This is a genomic window from Bacteroides sp. NGMCC 1.200775, from assembly GCF_040798045.1.
GTDB lineage: Bacteria > Bacteroidota > Bacteroidia > Bacteroidales > Bacteroidaceae > Bacteroides > Bacteroides hominis.
The window spans coordinates 1,315,371-1,333,332 of sequence record NZ_JASCQK010000001.1 but is presented as its reverse complement, the minus strand read 5'-3'; the positions used below and the strand labels follow the sequence as shown (position 1 = coordinate 1,333,332).

Annotated in this window: 18 protein-coding genes and 1 pseudogene; 18 read left to right on the top strand and 1 reads right to left on the bottom strand. The window is 42.6% G+C overall.

Annotation, left to right across the window (positions count from 1 at the left end):
• Positions 1-21: 21 nt before the first annotated feature.
• Both QK890_RS05810 and QK890_RS05805 read left to right on the top strand, forming a co-directional pair.
• Positions 22-213, top strand: a pseudogene (locus tag QK890_RS05810) (Arm DNA-binding domain-containing protein); the annotation flags it as partial.
• Between the two features lie 1,269 nt (positions 214-1,482).
• Positions 1,483-1,635, top strand: a complete 153-nt coding sequence (locus QK890_RS05805) for a hypothetical protein (protein WP_080720311.1) — start codon at positions 1,483-1,485, stop codon at positions 1,633-1,635.
• A gap of 94 nt (positions 1,636-1,729) precedes the next feature.
• Here QK890_RS05805 and QK890_RS05800 read toward each other — a convergent pair whose 3' ends face one another.
• A complete protein-coding gene (locus QK890_RS05800; RefSeq protein ID WP_032540963.1) occupies positions 1,730-3,001 on the bottom strand; it encodes a pyridoxal phosphate-dependent aminotransferase family protein in 1,272 nt (423 codons plus the stop codon).
• A 344-nt stretch (positions 3,002-3,345) separates the two neighbouring features.
• Here QK890_RS05800 and QK890_RS05795 point away from each other — a divergent pair, with 344 nt between their 5' ends.
• From QK890_RS05795 to QK890_RS05720, 16 genes are all read left to right on the top strand, one after another.
• Positions 3,346-4,086 carry a TetR/AcrR family transcriptional regulator gene (locus QK890_RS05795; protein WP_032540999.1) on the top strand — a complete coding sequence of 247 codons (741 nt, stop codon included), beginning with the start codon at positions 3,346-3,348 and terminating at the stop codon, positions 4,084-4,086.
• A gap of 440 nt (positions 4,087-4,526) precedes the next feature.
• Entirely contained in the window at positions 4,527-4,916 is a 390-nt protein-coding gene (gene tssD, locus QK890_RS05790) for a type VI secretion system tube protein TssD (protein ID WP_005787106.1), read from the top strand.
• An 89-nt stretch (positions 4,917-5,005) separates the two neighbouring features.
• Positions 5,006-5,455, top strand: coding sequence for a hypothetical protein (locus QK890_RS05785; RefSeq protein WP_005787103.1), 450 nt, complete (start codon positions 5,006-5,008; stop codon positions 5,453-5,455).
• A 15-nt stretch (positions 5,456-5,470) separates the two neighbouring features.
• Positions 5,471-6,850, top strand: coding sequence for a DUF5458 family protein (locus QK890_RS05780; protein WP_220575682.1), 1,380 nt, complete (start codon positions 5,471-5,473; stop codon positions 6,848-6,850).
• Between the two features lie 12 nt (positions 6,851-6,862).
• A complete protein-coding gene (locus QK890_RS05775) occupies positions 6,863-9,346 on the top strand; it encodes an ATP-dependent Clp protease ATP-binding subunit (RefSeq protein WP_005794654.1) in 2,484 nt (827 codons plus the stop codon).
• 15 nt (positions 9,347-9,361) lie between these two features.
• Positions 9,362-9,790, top strand: a complete 429-nt coding sequence (gene tssD / locus QK890_RS05770; RefSeq protein WP_032533091.1) for a type VI secretion system tube protein TssD — start codon at positions 9,362-9,364, stop codon at positions 9,788-9,790.
• A gap of 5 nt (positions 9,791-9,795) precedes the next feature.
• Complete coding sequence (tssD, locus tag QK890_RS05765; RefSeq protein ID WP_005794657.1) at positions 9,796-10,200, top strand: type VI secretion system tube protein TssD; 405 nt, start codon at positions 9,796-9,798, stop codon at positions 10,198-10,200.
• Positions 10,201-10,212: 12 nt separating this feature from the next.
• Entirely contained in the window at positions 10,213-11,208 is a 996-nt protein-coding gene (locus QK890_RS05760; protein WP_011202659.1) for a hypothetical protein, read from the top strand.
• Between the two features lie 41 nt (positions 11,209-11,249).
• The gene (locus QK890_RS05755; RefSeq protein ID WP_224223382.1) at positions 11,250-11,606 is read left to right on the top strand and encodes a hypothetical protein; all 357 of its coding nucleotides are present in this window, start codon (positions 11,250-11,252) and stop codon (positions 11,604-11,606) included.
• 192 nt (positions 11,607-11,798) lie between these two features.
• Positions 11,799-12,206: a type VI secretion system tube protein TssD gene (gene tssD / locus QK890_RS05750; protein WP_032533090.1), complete on the top strand. Its 408-nt coding sequence runs from the start codon at positions 11,799-11,801 to the stop codon at positions 12,204-12,206.
• Between the two features lie 2 nt (positions 12,207-12,208).
• Complete coding sequence (gene tssD / locus QK890_RS05745; RefSeq protein ID WP_032533089.1) at positions 12,209-12,628, top strand: type VI secretion system tube protein TssD; 420 nt, start codon at positions 12,209-12,211, stop codon at positions 12,626-12,628.
• Between the two features lie 4 nt (positions 12,629-12,632).
• On the top strand, positions 12,633-13,091 hold the full coding sequence (locus tag QK890_RS05740; protein WP_005787085.1) for a DUF5456 family protein: 459 nt from the start codon (positions 12,633-12,635) through the stop codon (positions 13,089-13,091).
• Positions 13,088-13,528: a GPW/gp25 family protein gene (locus QK890_RS05735; protein ID WP_005787083.1), complete on the top strand. Its 441-nt coding sequence runs from the start codon at positions 13,088-13,090 to the stop codon at positions 13,526-13,528. Before QK890_RS05740 ends, QK890_RS05735 begins: the two co-directional genes overlap by 4 nt.
• Before the next feature lie 30 nt (positions 13,529-13,558).
• Entirely contained in the window at positions 13,559-15,376 is a 1,818-nt protein-coding gene (locus QK890_RS05730) for a type VI secretion system baseplate subunit TssF (RefSeq protein WP_032533086.1), read from the top strand.
• 25 nt (positions 15,377-15,401) lie between these two features.
• Entirely contained in the window at positions 15,402-17,252 is a 1,851-nt protein-coding gene (locus tag QK890_RS05725; RefSeq protein ID WP_032540966.1) for a type VI secretion system Vgr family protein, read from the top strand.
• 18 nt (positions 17,253-17,270) lie between these two features.
• Positions 17,271-17,960, top strand: a complete 690-nt coding sequence (locus QK890_RS05720; protein ID WP_032540968.1) for a PAAR domain-containing protein — start codon at positions 17,271-17,273, stop codon at positions 17,958-17,960.
• Positions 17,961-17,962 lie beyond the last annotated feature (2 nt).

The window sequence follows — 17,962 nt, the reverse complement described above, 5'->3', positions numbered from 1 at the left end:
AAGGCAGAAAAAGGAGGTATTATGAGCAAGAGTGCATTCAAGATTCTTTTCTACATTCGAAAGGATCAAGTAAACAAAGAAGGCAAGTCGGGAATCATGATCCGTTTGACTGTCAATGGCGAAATCGTACAATTCAGCTCCAACTTGGATGTAGTGCCGGAGTTGTGGGATGTCAATACGTAAAGAATGGCGGGCAATTCCTTGAAAGCATGCTAACTCAATTTCCTGTTGGACGATGTGCGGGCGACATTTCGGGTCTGTCAAACGTGATGCTAAAATTTGGGAGGATTTCTTGAAAGGCATGGGGATTCCTTTTGAAATGCCCCATCTGAAAAATGGCCGGACGAAAGTCGATGATACAGAGTTTTGTAGGATATTCGGAGTATATACAGGTTTGAGGATAGACATTCTCTCTATCTACGCTTATCGTTATTCAGTTGTTCTCTTATTTTATTAATACCAGGTGTGCCCGTAATTTCATATCCTAAATTTCGATAGAATTTTAAACGTAATTCATACTCTTCATTTTCCGATTGTTTTACGTCTTCCTGAATGATTTCTGCTCCAAGTTTTTTGCAATGTCTTCTATGTAATAAATAATTTCACTTCCTAAACCTCGGTTACGGTAATCAAATACTGCAAGAAGGGAATCAAGATAAAATATGTTTTCTCAGTGAATATACTTTTGTAACAGATACGGCATTCAGCGATTGTTGCTTTCCATTTAAAATCAGGTAGTACCAGATGCAATACAAAGTCTATATTTTTTATATAAAGGCCTTTGTCTGTTATCGTAAAGGAGACTACGTATGCTATCTTGTTCCTTTGTCTGTAAACTCCTTCGCTGATTTTCTTCAACTCAGCCATGATAGCTTCACACTTAGATATATGGGTTTGTAAAACCGTGATTTGCAACATTTGCTTATGGGATACCTTACTCAACTGTTCATATTTCTCTTTGTAATATCGAGTATTATACATTCTTTTATACCTCCATCGCTCCCGAAGTTCTTGTAACTTGTAACAGGCTTCACTGCACAAATCCAGGAAACTACATGAATCTCCCTGTTAGTCCTTCATATAAAAACGGTAGTTCGCCAGTTTAAGAGTTCTTATTTCTCTTAAATTATATCAAAAATAAGTGTTTGATAACAGCAGGTTCTTCTTTAAATTTGGTGGTAAGTTTTCTTTTACTCATGGAATCTAATTCCGTTTTCGGAAGTGTAAGCTCTCGTTTATAGTTGACAAAAAAGCAAGTATCCCGGCTTTCCCCCGAAGAGTCCATCCATGAGGTGAAGAAGCAAATTTAAAAATAAACCATCTGAAAATCAATATCTTTAAAAAGTAAGATTTCTATCCTCAAAAGCTTTGTTTTAACACAGAGTTAAAGCTTGTTCTTTGGATGTGAATAACAAGTTCTTTAAATGCAAAAGCCTTATTATTTGCGCATAAGAACCTGACAACCTGCAAAAGGCGTTAACAATGTTAATTGAAGAAAGGGATAAGGATGAAGATACCGGTTCAGACGGCGCAAATTCACTTCCGAAACTTGAGTTATCTTATTCAGCCGGTGTCTATTTTTTCTTATTAAAGCAAGCAAAAAGGATAATTATCAACTTGAAAATAAAGAAATAAAGAATTTACCACCAAATTTGAAGAAGAACTTAACAGCAGTTGTATCAATATGAAGATACAGCCGCTGTATATTTGTATGAAAATATGTAATTTCTCAGATAAGTTCATATTTTTTGCCTATTTCATGGAAGGCGTTTATCAGCCTGTCACAGTCTTCAAGCGTATGTGACGACATCACGCCAATTCTAATTCGGCACATATTAGGAGGTACAACCGGTGGAAATATTGCATTTGTGAAGATATCTCTGTCGTAGAGTTCCTTTGTCATCCGGGTCAATATGTATTCGTTTCCTACAATAACAGGAATAATAGGTGTGATCGAGTTCAAAGTATTAAAGCCAATTGCTTTCAATCCGTTTCTTACATATTCAGCATTCTGTTTCAGTGCATTCTGAATATCCGTATTACGCATCTCTTTGATTACTTCAAGGGATGCCGCACATATACTCTGGGGTAAAGAGGTGGAATACATGTTACTACGAGCATAAACTCTCAGGTAATCAATAATGTTTTGTTTGGCAGTTATAAAGCCTCCTATCGCCCCTATTGCTTTACTGAGCGTTCCTGTAACGATTATATTTTCGCGCTCTTTTATGCCGTAATAGCTTAGCGTTCCGGCTCCGTCTTTCCCAATTACTCCCGTGGCATGGGCATCATCTATTAAAAGCAATGCATTATATTTCTTCACAATCTCTAGGATAGCCGGAATATCGGCAATATCTCCATCCATACTAAATACTCCGTCGGTTACCACCATCATGCCATCTTTGTATTGCCCGACATTTTCTTTTAATATTTTTTCGAGTGCTTTAGGGTCATTATGCTTATATCTTACCATTTTGGCGCCAGACATAAGAGCTCCGTCAATTAAACTGGCATGGTTGAGTCTGTCATATACCAGCAAGTTGTTAGGGCGTATCAATCCTACTATCACACCTATATTGGCAGTGAAGCCGGAAGAGAATAATATAGTGTCATCAAAACCGGTCAGCTTGGCTATCTCTTTTTCCAATTCATTTTGGAATATTGTCGTTCCACTCAATAGTGGAACCCCGCCACTTCCTATTCCATAGTCAGTTGTTACATGAACCGCTTTTTCTACTACTGACGGCATGCCGGTAGCATCCAAATAACTATTGGAACCGAACATTAGCATTTTCTTTACTTTATTAGTTTTTCTATCAACAACCTCGACCTCCCTGCCGCAACCGGAAACCATCGGGGATTTGACGTAGATGTGTAGCGAGTTCTCTTCGTGTAGTTGGAGTTCTTTTTGGAAATTGGAAACTTTCTCCATAATACTGCCACCGGGGCTATTCTTACATATCGAATAGTCAATTTTGAACCCAGATATGTTCTCTTTCATTTTAGTATTTATACGTTATAAATTTGTTTGCAAAGATAATGACAAAAATAAAATAAGCAAATTAAATAGTCTATAATTAAATTGCTAAAACAACTACTTGCTAATATTTGAATTACTTGTTTGTTGCTTGTAAGGCGTAAAATACCTATATTTGCAACATATCTCTTGTTTATACAAAACAAACATGTGGGGGAGAATCAAACTGTTGGATAAACAAACATAAGCCTTCTTTGAACTACCCAACCGATTCTTTAGGGATGAAATGTTATTGGAGGGAACAAAAAATACCTCCCGACTTTTGGTGATTAAATTTTTTATTATTTAATAAGTACTATATAATAATGATGGGACAGGGGGATAAAAAAACTCGCATAAGGAGAACCAATGAGCAATTGGACAAGGAGGTGATATCTGAATTTGAAAAGCTTGTAGGTGAACTTGGTTTTGGAAACGTCAATTTGAGTGCCTTAATGAAAGCTGCTGACTTAGAGGCTAATGTATTTTATAGAAGATACGGTTCGATGGATAATCTTTATGATAGACTGGCCAAACAATACGACTTCTGGATCAATAATACTATTGATATTTCTACGCTTAATACGTTGGGACCTAAAAAGTTTTTTGCAGAAACGTTCAAAACATTGTTCAGGAATCTGTCAGAGAACAGTGTGATGCAAAAGCTGCTGCTTTACGAAATGACGACTATTAATAGTACTACAAAGAGATCTGCGGAAACACGGGATGTTATGAACTTAAGCTTAATAACATTTTACGAAAATCTTTTTGCGTCTGCGAAAATCAATATTAAAAGTATTGCGTCAATCCTAATAGGAGGAATTTATTATCTGATATTACATAGAGAGTGTGCTAAAATCTGCACGATAGACTATAAGACTAAGGAAGGAGAAAATGCTTTTTCAGAAGGAATCGACTTTTTAGCTGATATTATTTTTGATAGGTTGGAGATGTATGACAGAGATAAAAAGGCAATCCGGCAAATGATATCGGATGGTATAAGTGAATCCAAAATATGTAAGTATATGGGTATCAATAAAAATGACCTGAAAACATTGCTTTCGGAATAATCGCAGGAGACTATATGGGCAGGTGCTTAAGGAAATTCTGAAATTTTACGGCCTTCCTAATTTAGCAATATACTTAATGGCAATATCCATACGTAAAGACGAAGGTATTGCCATTATTCTTTTCATATAATGCAATCTCAATAATCGCCTTCATGTTTTCAATAAGATTCTAAATAGGTGTATATACGTCTTTTTATCAATCAGTTATACTTCTTTAATTATAATTTCTCTCAATAATAGATTTCATTATTTGTTTATGAATATATAATTATTAGAAAATATATTTCATTTTTTAAGCAAACTATTTTTCGTATATTGTTTTTGTTATATATTTGCATGCTGAGGACTATATAGAAGCCATGCACTTTTATAATGAAATGAAATCGTAGTTTTCTTGTAGTCTGTATTAAACAAATTATTAACATTTAAACTCCTAAAACATGGCATTTAGAGCAACCTTAAGCTTTGCAGGAAAAGAGTTTGACGTGCTGGATTGCACGTACAGTCTCAAGAGAGATGTGGATTCCAAAGGACGCCCATCTTCAAACATTTATGGCGGACAAATTCGTCTGCATGTGGAATCGACTGATGATACTTCGATTCTGGAGAACATGACCAATCAGTTTAAACCTCATTCCGGCAGCATCGTCTTCAAAAAAGGAGATGAAGAAGCCAAGATGAAGGAACTTACCTGGGAAAACGGATACATTACCGAATTTACCGAAAACATCGACATTGTCGGCTCACAGCCGATGACTATCACTTTTGTCGTATCGGCTCAGGTAATCAAGATTGGTGGCGCACAATTTGAACAGAATTGGCCGAAGTAATCATTTAGTATTCATGTAGGTAACAGAAGCCATCTGCTGTTTTTTTTAATATGTGGATGGCTTCTGTAGCTTAAAAACAAAAAAGACAAATGGCAATACTTGAATATGGAATTGGTGGTAATGAAGTGAAAGTTGATACTTCCGAAGCCATCGCAAACATTCCGGAGAATCGCTCCCTCATAGTTGAACAGTTAACTGCTGACGAACCTGTAACTCCTGAAGCGGTCAAAGGCTTAAGCACTATCGAAGAGGTGTTTGCGCACTTCTTACCCAACATTGATGTTGAATTTGAAAATGAAGAAGGGCAACCGGTAAAAGAAAACTTTAGATTTAGCTCAGTGGCGGACTTCAGTGTGAAGAATATGACACAGAATAGTCCATTCCTCCATAAGTTGGATACGGAGAAAACATTCTACGAGGGGATGGTGACGCAATTGCGCTCTAATAAAGTTCTACAACGGGTGTTGGAGAATCCAGAATCCAAAAAGGCGTTTATCAGCGCACTGGAAGCATTGAGTAACGAATTAAAGACCGAATAAAAGACAATAAGAACTATGGAAGATAATAAAAATAAGTCTGAAGTTCAGGCGCAAGAAACCGTTCAAGTTTCCTATAAAGAGAAAAACGGGGAATCCTCTCTGGCTTCGGCACTGGATGTGTTGTCCAGATTCGGCGGCTTCAATTTTCTGGAATCAACAGTGGATGGTGTTCAAAACCTGAACCCCGAGCGTAAGGCACGCAAAAAGATATTCTTAACCGATGAACAGAAGCAAGAAGAACGGGAAGCGCTGAAGAATAAGATAGATATGTGGATCGACCTGCTGAACTCATCATCGGCAGTGACGGAAATGATTGCCACTTCTAAAGCTAAATCGGAAGCTGCCGCATCGCATCTTGCCAAAAGCCAATTGGTGGCAGTGCAGAGTGTGAGGAATATGGAACAGGCATACCGTGGAGTGATGTTGTTCTATAAGAATACGGAAGCGGACAAAGTGAACAACGTGACGATAGTCAATGCTTCCAAAGAACAACTGACCGACCTCGACAATCCCCGCTTCATTGATTTCGTTGCCCGCGAACTAAAACAGAACTATGACAAGTTGGATTTACGTCAAAATTACTCACTGTTAGCCATTCCGGGCTATCTTGGTTCGAATAAGGTGCTTGAAAAATGGGCGAAAATCGCTTATGAGAATAAAGTGATGCTCTATACGGACTTTGCCGACCTTGATAAGCCGGAAGATGTGGTGGAACTGTTCTCTTCCTCCAATATGGCAAGTGGGGAGGCCTTCAAAAGCAATACCTGCATGACCTGCAACTGGCTGGTGGGACGTGCCGGATATCGGGAAATCGGTGAAGAGGAAGACCTCCATGTTTCTCCGTCTATTGCTTTGATGGGTAAAGTTTACACCACTCTGATGTCTCAGGTAACTGCCGGTAAGAAGTATGGCGGCATTAATGAAATAGATGCGGTGGTATTCCCGTTGAAGAAAAGCGAAATCTCACAACTGGAGAAAATGGGTTTAATTCCGATGGTTAATGAATATGGTAAAGTGATGGCGTTCTCCGCAAAGACATTGTTCAACGGTGACAATCTGGGATTGCAAACTTATTCTGTGGTACGTGTATTCGACTATATTACCAAGGTGTTGTTTGATTTCCTGAACCGCCGTTCGTTCGAGAACTGGAGTTCTAAAACCGAACGTGACCTGAGAGGGCAGATTGTACAGTATCTTGATAGTGTACAGGGAGCCGACCGCCTTATCGAAAAATTCAAGATAATCCGTTTCGAGCAAGACCAAAAGCAGAAGGACCGTATTTATCTGGATATTCACATGACTCCGTTCTTCCCTGCCAAGAGCTTTGTTATCAAGTTGGACGGCACGAAAGGTGATGATGGTACAAACTGGAATACAAATTACGAACAGGCGTAATAAGAATAAAATATGGATTTTTTGAACATCAATGAAACAGTTCAGAGCGTAATCCGAATATCAAAAGGTGTCGCCCGTGAGTATGGCAATGCCAGCTATGCTCCGGCACACCTTTTGTTTGCCTTGATGCACAAAGAGGTAGGTCTGCGTTCGTTTGTCGAATCGTTGGGTAAGGATGCGGATTACTTGCGCGAATGGGCGGAGGTAAGAATAGAGGAGTACCCCAAGGCTGCCGGCGCAGGCGAGATAATGCCCGATCCGAAAGTTAGCGAACTGTTTGAGCAAGCCGATAATGTACGAATCAAGTGGGGACTGCTGGAAATCAATCCACTTTGCCTGCTGGCAGCCATTGCTACACCCGAAGCAGGTTTCAGTACGGACGAGTTGCGCTCGTTCCCTATTCGGGAGCGTGAGATACATGACCTCTTCACGAGCGGAATGGGTAATATGAAAAAATCCGTAAGTACGCAGACTGACCTTCCGGGGATTGAAGCCCCCCTATGGACAGCCGGGGCGGGCAATTTAGATAAGTACTGTACGGATAAGACTGCTCTTGCGGCAGACAAGAAAGTATATCCTATCGTGTGCCGTGACCGTGAGACACGCATGATGATGGAAATTCTGGGGCGGATGGGTAAGCCCAACGTGCTCATCATCGGCGATGCCGGTGTGGGTAAGACTGCCTTGGTAGACGGTTTGGCATGCAGCATCATTGAGGGTACAGTTCCCCAATATCTAAAGGACATGACTATCTATGAGCTTGACACAGGAACACTGATTGCGGGTGCTACCTACAAAGGGGAGATAGAAGAACGGCTGAAAGGAATCATCAAAGAATTGTCGGCTCACGGCAATGCGATTCTCTTCATTGATGAAATACATACGCTGATCGACCCCAAGTCGGGCAACAGCGGAGCGGCAAGCATCCTGAAGCCGGAGCTTGCCAAAGGAAATATAACGGTAATCGGAGTCACTACGGTGGACGAATACCGTAAACTAATTGAACCGGACCATGCCCTTAACCGGCGTTTTGAAGTATTGCAAGTATCGGAACCTGACCTTGCATCCACCGTAAATATGATACAGGCAGCTTTGGAAAGATATGAAAGCTACCACGGTGTGGGGGTAGATGTAGATTCGTTGCCGGAATGCGTGGCACTCGCCAAGCGTTATGTCAAGGAACGCCGTTTGCCGGATGCCGCTATTGATTTGATAGACCGTACCCTCTCTGCGGTTAAGATGATTAACCAGAGCGGGGAAAAAGATATAAAGGGACTGGCAGAGCAGCTTGCCGCAATTGAAGCGGCGGAAGACCAGCCCGAAGCGGAGCGCACGGAGAAGTTGCGGTTAGTCAATTTCACCATGAAGAACCGGTTAAGCCCTATCCTTCTGGGAATGCTCTCCGATGGACAGAATGAACCGGAGTCATCAGACTACGGTGAATGGATGGATTATATTTTAAGTGTACTTGACCGATTACGTGAATTGACCAAAGAGAAAATCGGGAAAATCACTTCCCATGAAGTGGCAGCCGTTGTTTCTTCTTCTACAGGTATCCCTATCGGCAAGATAGAGTCGGGCGAGAAAGAGAAGTTGCTCAATATGGAAGATATTCTGCGTCGTAGAGTTGTTGGACAGGACAATGCGCTGAAGGTATTGACAGATGCCATTGTCGAATCACGAAGTGGAATGAACAAACCGGGACAACCGATTGGCTCATTCTTCCTGCTGGGACCTACCGGAACCGGTAAGACCGAGTTGGCAAAAACATTGGCAGAAGCACTTTTCAATGACGAAAAGGCGATGATTCGTTTTGATATGTCAGAGTTTAAGGAAGAACATTCGGCAGCCCTGCTATTGGGAGCGCCTCCGGGATACGTGGGCTACGAAGAAGGTGGCGTACTCGTGAACCGGATACGTCGTCAGCCTTATGCGGTGGTGCTTTTCGATGAGATAGAGAAAGCCCATTCTTCCGTTTATGACATCTTCCTGCAAATCATGGACGAAGGCAAGCTACACGACCGTTTGGGCAAAGAGGGTGATTTTTCCAATTCTATCGTACTGTTTACGTCCAATGTAGGTAGCGAATGGCTTAGCAAGCAGATTAATGAGGGTAAGAATCCTTCTACCACTGACCTGATGGAAGTCATGGGCAGTTATTTCCGTCCGGAGTTTCTTGCCCGTTTGTCGGAAATCGTGCCTTTCTCTCCTATTAACGAAACAATGCTGGTTCGTATCTTTGAGATACAGTTAAAGGGAGTTATAGCATTGCTTGAGAAGCAGCATATTGACATTGAGATTACGGAGAAGGCAAAGAACCTGCTTGCTACCCGTGGCTTCACTCCGAAATACGGAGCACGTCAGGTGGCGGGTACGATACGTAACTATATCCGCCGTCCTATCTCAAAGATGATTGTTGCAGGAACATTGACGGCAGGGAATACAGTTGTTGTCGATGTGGCGGATAATGGAGATATTGATTGGAATGTGAAATGATAAAATGAAGATACTATGTTTGGACATAAAAGTTTTTTGAGGATAGGTGCTTTGAGCGATTCCAGTATTTCGGGATTGTACAAAGACAGTTACGAACTGGAGAGTTGCAGTTTCAACTTCTCACAAGGGGTAGACACTAACGGCAGTCCGCAGACAGAGGTTCGTGGTGGTACACTTTATCTCACCTATAGCGGATTGCCTCAGGAAGATATGCTTCACTGGATGTTAGGTTCGACAAAATACGAAGATGGAGCCATTGTTGTGTGTGATGACAATAATGAGCCTTTAGAGAAAATTTTCTTTGAGCAGGCAGCTTGCGTTGGTTTGGAGATAGATTATGTCCAACAAGGAAAAGGATATATACAAACTAAGATAACATTACAGGCACGTAAAATCAAAGTGGGTGAAACTACCCTTGAAAATCGTTGGACAATAAATAAATAGGCGTTATGGAATTATTTAGTTTACCCAAAATAGACAGTGACCTGACCGCATGGTTCATCCTTGACGGCAAAGAGTATGAGATGAGCCAATTTAGCATAAGTTTCGGACAGTCGGTTGATCATAAAGGTCAACCGCAAGACGAAGTCCGTGGCGGTAGAATGCTTGTTGTTTTGACGCAGGCGCTACCGGACAATCTTTATCGTTGGGCAATGACTTCATCTCCTAAAAACGGGGAGATTGTATTTCGTTCTAAAACCGCCAATTCACCTTTGCGGATAATGTTTAATAATGCGTATTGTGTGAGTTTTCAGCGTCAGGTTGGTAATGCTTCCGGTATGATTTCAAAACTATTAATTTCTCCTGATGAGATTTTGATGAATGGAATTAGCTTTGATAATCACTGGGGTTAAATAGGTGTAGATATGGCTTATAGAAATGAATATAAAACGCAAAGTGAATTTAATGTCATCTTGGAACGGGGGGATGACTATGAAGGATTTGTAGTTGGCTTGGGATATACTTGGATGAGTAGCAAGGTAATTCTACCGGTAAATCAAAACGGATGGAGTCCAATATCTCGGAATGTTTCGGTGGACGAGAGTTTTCATACGATAGTCTCAGAAAGGAAATACGATACCTCCCAATATGCCTATGAAAAAAGTCTGATGCAAGATCCAACAAAAGTTTCCGAAAAGGTCCGTGACTTAATAGTTAAAAACAAAGGTAATAATATCACTGAGATAAATTTAGGCCAAGAAAAGCAATATTTGCCCACGGATAATAGTCAGATAGGTATTGTAATTACTGACACTGGCAGTCGGTACGAAATTGTGATTAGTGCCACGGATAACTCAAATGGAAAGACTTATGAGGCAAAGTATGAGAGTTTGACGGACTTGGTGTCAGCGGTACGCGATTCTGGTAGCCTGCCTGCTGTAAATAAGGAAGGACCCAATCTGGAAGGACTGGCAGGGTTAGGATTCGGAATTGCTGAAACAGCCGGAAATTGGGCTGAGAAGATTATGGATAATCGAGGTGCGTACTTACCTAAGCAGATGCGTTTCTCGCCCAAAACGCTTCCGCCGATTATAAGATTGCCTTTAGGGAACTATCAAGTCCCCGCTAAAGGTATGAGTAGAGTGCGTGGAGTAGGTAAAGCTTTGGGATGGGCAGGAATGGTGCTTACTGGCTATCAAGTTGTGCGTGATGTGCAAAATGGTCGATTTGCCGTAGCAGGTACAAGAATTGCCGTAGCAGGTTTAGCTTATGGCGTTACTTTTATTCCCTATGTCGGTTGGGTATTAGCTATCGGTATCGGAGTGGCTGATTATACTTGGGGTGACGAGTTCTATGACTGGATAGACAATAGAGCTTCTGAATTGGAAATGTGGTGGGACGGTGTAAGATTAGCATTATGATTCTGTATGATTATTTATTTTACTGTTCCTACAAAATGGGTATGAGGTCACATAACTTTGACGGATTACCTGTGTTAGCAGGCATGATGATGGTAACTCCTAATATGATGTTACATTTAGCTATATTGCAAGTTGTATTACAGACATTAGAAATTCATTGGTTTGAAGAATTGTTAGCTCTAGGTTGGTGGGGACATATTATCTATTTAGGATTTTTTGTCGGTGTCTATTGCTATTATTGGTATAATGGTAGATATAAAAGAATAATTGAGAAATATAATTTAGAAAAAAATACTTATTGGAAAAGGCATCCATTTGTGACAATCTTATTGTACGTAATCACAAATTTTGTGGTGTTTTTCATAGTTGTATGTATTAAAAAGGGATATATATTTTGATTAGTGCATATCATGCAGAAAAGAATTAGCATTATGATGTCTACGGTTGTTCATTTGATTGCTCGTACAAAATGGGAATACGCTCGAATAACTTTAATAGATTACCGGTTTTAGCGGATATGATTAATAGTGTTAGATTATTATCAAGGATATAATCATTGGAAATGGGAATTTTAATTAAAATATAGATTTATGCAAACGCACCTGTACCTTCATAAAGAGAACACCGACCTACCCCACGACGAGTACCGGGGGAAGTATCCGCTGAAACACTTTGATTACGGATTGAGCCGTAATGTGGGGCGTAAAGGTGAAATCACTTCCGGCTTATGCGGCGGAGAAATACGGATCGTCATTGACGAATTTGCCGACGCTACCCTGCTGGGATGGCTCTTTGACACCTTCCGTAAAGAAGATGGGGCGATTGTTACATTAGATGAACACGAAACGACCTTTGCCAAACTGCAATTTTCGGGCGCATCGGTAAGGAGCTATCGTATGAACTACGATTCGCGGGTTAAAAAAGGTGTGGTGACTATCATTGTGATAGAAGCCAAAGAGATTGTAACGGACAATGACTTATTTTTTAAAAACAAATAACTATGGGCTTTTTCGACAGGCTGTTTAAAGGAAAAGAAGTGTTTGCGGACAGACGCAATCCGGATATGGTATGCGAGATGACGCTTTGCGGAGAGTCGCACATCTTGTCCGAGTTTGATATTGCCTATGAGCCGGATAATTCCTCGAAAGAATATATGGAAGCATACGCCGTGTTCTCGGAGCCGGTAAATGCGGAGGTGGAGAACTGGATAATGCAATCGAACAGAAAAGAGAACGGAGTAGTCCGATTCTACCGCAACAGCGATGCGATGGACGAAGGCGCACTGTTCGAGATAAAATTCAGTGATGCAAGTTGCGTGCATTATCGCAATGTATCGCAGGGAGACACATCGGTAAAGACCATTGTGATGACTTTTCCGTCTGTCCGGATGGGAGGTGATGAATTTGAACTAAAACGATAATACTATGGCTATATACTCACTACATGAAATGGCAGGACTACTCAAAACGGGTCTTTGGCAAGGCGGTGAAGTCGAGAAGCTCGGATACATCGGGACGGCAGTTCCCCATGCTTCCCCCGCACCGGCTTGCGGGCTGACGGGAGTATATATCAGTTATGATACCATGTTGGAGAGATGCGAAGTCTCGATGCAAGGCGGCGGGTGTGAATTATTCATTTCACAATACCACCCCTATACCGGAACTTATATGACCTATGTTCTGGAAAGCAATCTTTCCGACAGGAGATTACTTTTGGCTAAGTTGGAGGAGATACTGGCAGACCGGAGGAATCCCTACCTATGGTCGCATAACTTGTACAAAAGAAATTCATTCGGCATCGAGCGCCGGTATGACACAGGACATAGCAGTATGTGGGGCGGTAGAATAGCCGTACCACGACAAAGTAAATTCTTTGGAAGATGAAACAGAAATACTATAAACTACCGGTACGTTTGGAAAAGCTCTTCGAAGGAGATATCCGGCAACTGGAAAGATGTTCCGAACTGGAATCCATCGACCAGCACATCGAACTGTTGCTGACCACCTGTCCGGGTGAGCACCGTTTCGACCCCAAATACGGTTGTCGGATCTGGGAGTTGGACTTTGAGCGCATTGTTTCTACCGAACAATGGAAAGAACTGTTTACCGGATACGTGATGCAGGCGATTTCCACTTATGAGAAACGCATTTCCGACATCACCCTCTCGGTAAACCTACAAGAAGTAGTCAGGGAGGAAGTTCTGGATAACCGGATGATACGTAAGCGGGTAGATATTACAGTACTCGCCACATTGAATTCCACCGGTGCTCCCTGCGGTTTCGGTTACAAATTATACATGGGACCTTTATCAAACGAATAATCAGGCAGTTGAAATATAAAATTAAAACGTATGGCAAATCTATTCACAAAAGAAAGCATTAAAGCCCGGATGTTCAAACAGGCGGCAACCCTATATGACATACGAAATATAGATGGCATAGACCCCCTTATCCGACTGCTGATTGAAGCCTTGTCGGGCGAAATTTTCAAGCTGTCCGGTGATATGCACGCCATTGAAAGCCGATTGTTGGAGAAAGTCGCTTCCGCCCTTACTCCACACACGGCATTGGTTGCCAAACCCGCCCATGCTATTGCTGCTGCCCGACCATATACACCGCAAGCTACTGTATCTCCCACAGACCTGTTTTCTTATAAAAGCACGGAGATAGTGAAGAAGTATAAGATGAAAAATCTCTTCTTTACTCCGCTGCATGAAACCCGCATAATCAATGCCGAACTGAAGTTTCTCGTGACGGCGGATGAATTTTGCACAATCACTCCCGAAGGAGAACGTGACGCCACTGCCCGCTTTCGTTCCGATGTGCCGGTAATGGGGCGGAAAATCAGTATCGGGATGAAAATAGGCAACAATGTAACTACCCTCAACGACTTGCCGTTATATATAGATATACCGCTTGTAGCAGATAAAAGCAGTTATCTGAAATTACTGCCGTACTGCCATTGCACGATTGCCGGTATTCCTGTAGAAATTAAAGGGGGAATCGAGTACGACCCCACACGTTCGGTCAGTGAGAAATACGATCTTGGCAGGTTGATTACGGAAGAAATAACCAGCAAATATGCTTCCCATTACCTGACATTGAAAGCTCACGGATTAAAAGTCAGAGATTTGTCACGTAGCAGAGTGCCCGAAGAAATCTCTTTCCTGCTGCCAAGTGATTTCATTGCTGAATGTGATGCGGATACTGTTTGGATAGATATAGAATTTCCCACCGCTTTTTCAAAAGAAATACTGGAACAGATAAAGGTGCAGATGAACACTTTTATCGTAGTAAACAAATATCCGGCAAAGATTACCAGAAAGGTAGATTCCGTCTCGGCCATTCTCCCTTTGGAAAAGACGGAATTTGAATATTTCCTGTTTGTGGATTCGATTACCGATAACCACGGAGACCAGCTTAGGGAAATTTCCAGCACACAGGATGAAGGTAGAGCCGGCTGTTATTCGGTCAGAAGGGGCGGTTGCGAACGCTTCAATGCGATGGATGCCAAAGATTTTCTGAACCGTCTGACAGACCTGCTATATGACGAAAGCATGGCCTTCTCTTCGACAGACAAAGACGGGATGAAAGAGGTGATCGAGCAGATAGAGGAACGGGTAAACCAATTGGGAGATAAGAATAAAGACGGAGTCGGAGGACAGGAAATGCTGTCGTATGTAGTCATAGACCAACGTTATGACAAGGATACCCGGTTAACTGTGGATTATACTCTTACTAATGGCGAATTTGCCAATGACATCTATGCGGGAGAACCGTTGAATGACTGTGCAAATCCCGATATAGACAAAGATACGCTGCAGTTTGTCACTTCCGTTCATGGAGGAAAGCCGTCCCCATCCGTAAAGCGCCGGATGGATATGTACCGATTCATGCTGTTGTCACACGGCAGCATATACACGAAAGAGGATATACGCAACTTCTGCATGGCAAGGTATGGCGACAGCATTCGCTCTGTGGAGGTAAAGCTGGGGTATGCAGCCGGTAAAAAAGAAAGCGAAGGTTTCATAAGGACACTGGACGTGTATCTACGGTTATCGGAGGGGATGCAAGGATTGGACAGGGAAGAGTTCGTTGTCGATTTGGACAGTGAGCTCAGGCGGTTGTCTCCGGAGACCTATAACTACCGTGTTTTTATTAACTCATAGTATTCACCCATAAAACATATTAACTATGGCATCGACAAACTTGGACGCTGTAAGCGTGGAGATAAAAGTAGCAGGAAAAGTCTGCGATTATGTGACAATGGAACTCTTTCAGTCGGTCAGCACACATCACCGTTTCAAAATCAAAGTGAACTACCGTCCGGACAAGCCAAGTGTCTGGGCTATCGGTCCCGATGTGATATTCAAGCAACTGGGTGAGAAGGTATCCATCCTCATGACCCATCATGAGAGCGGAGAGAAAACGGAATTTCACGGACTGATTTCTGATATTCATGTGGAAGGCTTCGACGGTAATCAGGGATTTGTCATTCTGGAAGGGGGAAGTCCTACCATCCTGCTTGACAGAGACCCCTCTATGGACTGTTATATAGAACAAAACCTGAATACGATAGTCAGCGACATACTTGACAAGAGCGGGGTGAAAATGAATGTGACCAACAATCCCAAACATACGGACATCATCCCCTATGTCGCCCGCTATAAAGAGACAAGCTACGGGTTTCTTTCCCGTCTGCTGCGCTCCTACGGCGAGTGGTTCTATTACAACGGGGAAACGCTACAGATAGGAGATCCGGAAATAGATACGGAAATCCGTGCAGGGTATGATGTAGATCTGACGGGTATCAACATCAATGCCACCATCCGTTCGCTAAACCATAGTACCTATGAGTTCGACCCTGTCAATGATAAGTTCTATTACGACTTTAGCGGAACGCCTAAAGGCGCTACCCTTGGTTCCCGTTCGGCTGAGAAATGCAGTGAACCTATCTTCCCTACCGAAGCGAGACTCCCCTCGATAAGACCCGCATATAGTGCAATGGATTTGGAGCACTACGGGGATGCCGGATTTCACCGCAACTATTCCCAATTGTCTCAAATCAGGGCTACGAGCCGTTACTGCGGCATCCGGCTGGGAGAATTGGTGGTTACCCGTGTACCCGAAAGTTTCCCGGGAGTTAAGATTCCCGATTTGGGACGTTACCGCATCACGGAGATTACCCATACGGTAAACAGTAAAGGACAATATAGCAACACCTTCTGCGGTGTGCCCGGCGGTACGCCCGTCATGCCGTGGGGAGACGCCGTGATGCCGATAGCTTATCCGGAGATGGCAAGAGTGTTGAGCAATGACGACCCCAAGAATCAGGGGCGTGTCAAGGTGCGGTTCATGTGGCAGGAGATAGACGGCGGCGAGAGCTACTGGATGCGGGTGCAAAGCCCGGATGCAGGCAAGAGCGAGCAAGTAGCCAAGAACCGTGGTTTTGTGTTTATTCCCGAGCCGGGTGATTTGGTGATGGTAGGCTTCGAACAAGGTAATCCCGACCGTCCCTATGTGACAGGCAGCCTTTTCTATAAGGCTAATTCAGAGGGAGCAGCAACGGATAACAGTGTAAAGAGTATGCGGACACGCAGTGGGCATACGCTGGAGTTCAATGATGATGAGGGTGGAGACTGGGGCATTACGATTAAGGATGGTAACGGTTGTATACTCCATTTAGACACTAAAGGAAAGAATATTGAAATCACCGCACCGGAAACCCTGTCTTTGACAGCAAAGAACGTCAGCATCAATGCTGAAGAAAATGTTCAGATTGCAGCTAAACAGAATGTAGATGTAACTGCCGAAGCCGATATAAATCTTGCAGCCAAGGGCAATTTGATGCAGCAGACTGATGGTGACATGTCAGCATCCGCAAAAGGAAGCATCAATGCCGAAGCAAAAGCCGATGTCAATCTCTCCGGTCAAAATACAACGGTAGACGGCAAGACCAAAGCGACAATAAACGGTGCAGAAACATTAGTATCGGGCAAGATGACAACTGTGCAGGGAGCTGCCCACAAAATAGATGTAATGTAAAACATAGAACGTAAGCTTATGAAACAGATTGTGACAGTGACTTTAAATCATATATGCCCAATGGTCACAGGTGTAACGCCCCATATGGGAGGTCCAATCATAGGTCCCGGTTGTCCGGGAGTATTGGTAGACGGAACCCCGGTATCCCTTATGGGAGATGCCTGCGTATGCTGTGGTCCTCCTGACATGATAGCTCAGGGATATCCGGGAGTAATGGTTGACGGCGTCCCTGTTGTCGTACAAAACTGTATGACTGCCCACGGAGGTGTGATCCCGGTAGGAGTGCCCGGAGTCGTCATCGGTAGCGCCACCCCTATAAAACCGATTACGATGAATATCCGGAAAATACCGTTCCCGAAAATCCGTACAGTTGATAGCGTAGGCGCTGCAGTTACAGGCAATTCAAAGAAAATGAAAGAAGCCAAAAACAATATCGCAGAATTAAAAAAAGAAACTTCGGGTCAGACTCCAATGATTTATAATCTTAGATGGGAGAAAGAAGGCGTCCGTCTTTATTCCGATAGAATTGACGAAGGTACGAAAATGGTAGCCGATGTTACCAATATTCCGGATGGAGACACTGTGAAAATTAGTGTTCTGATTGATGAGGATAATCGTATTGTCAAACAGTTTGAAGGAACAGTAAAAAACGGAACGGTTGAAATAGACTGGGATATACTATCCAAACACTTTAAAAAGGAGGAGTAAAA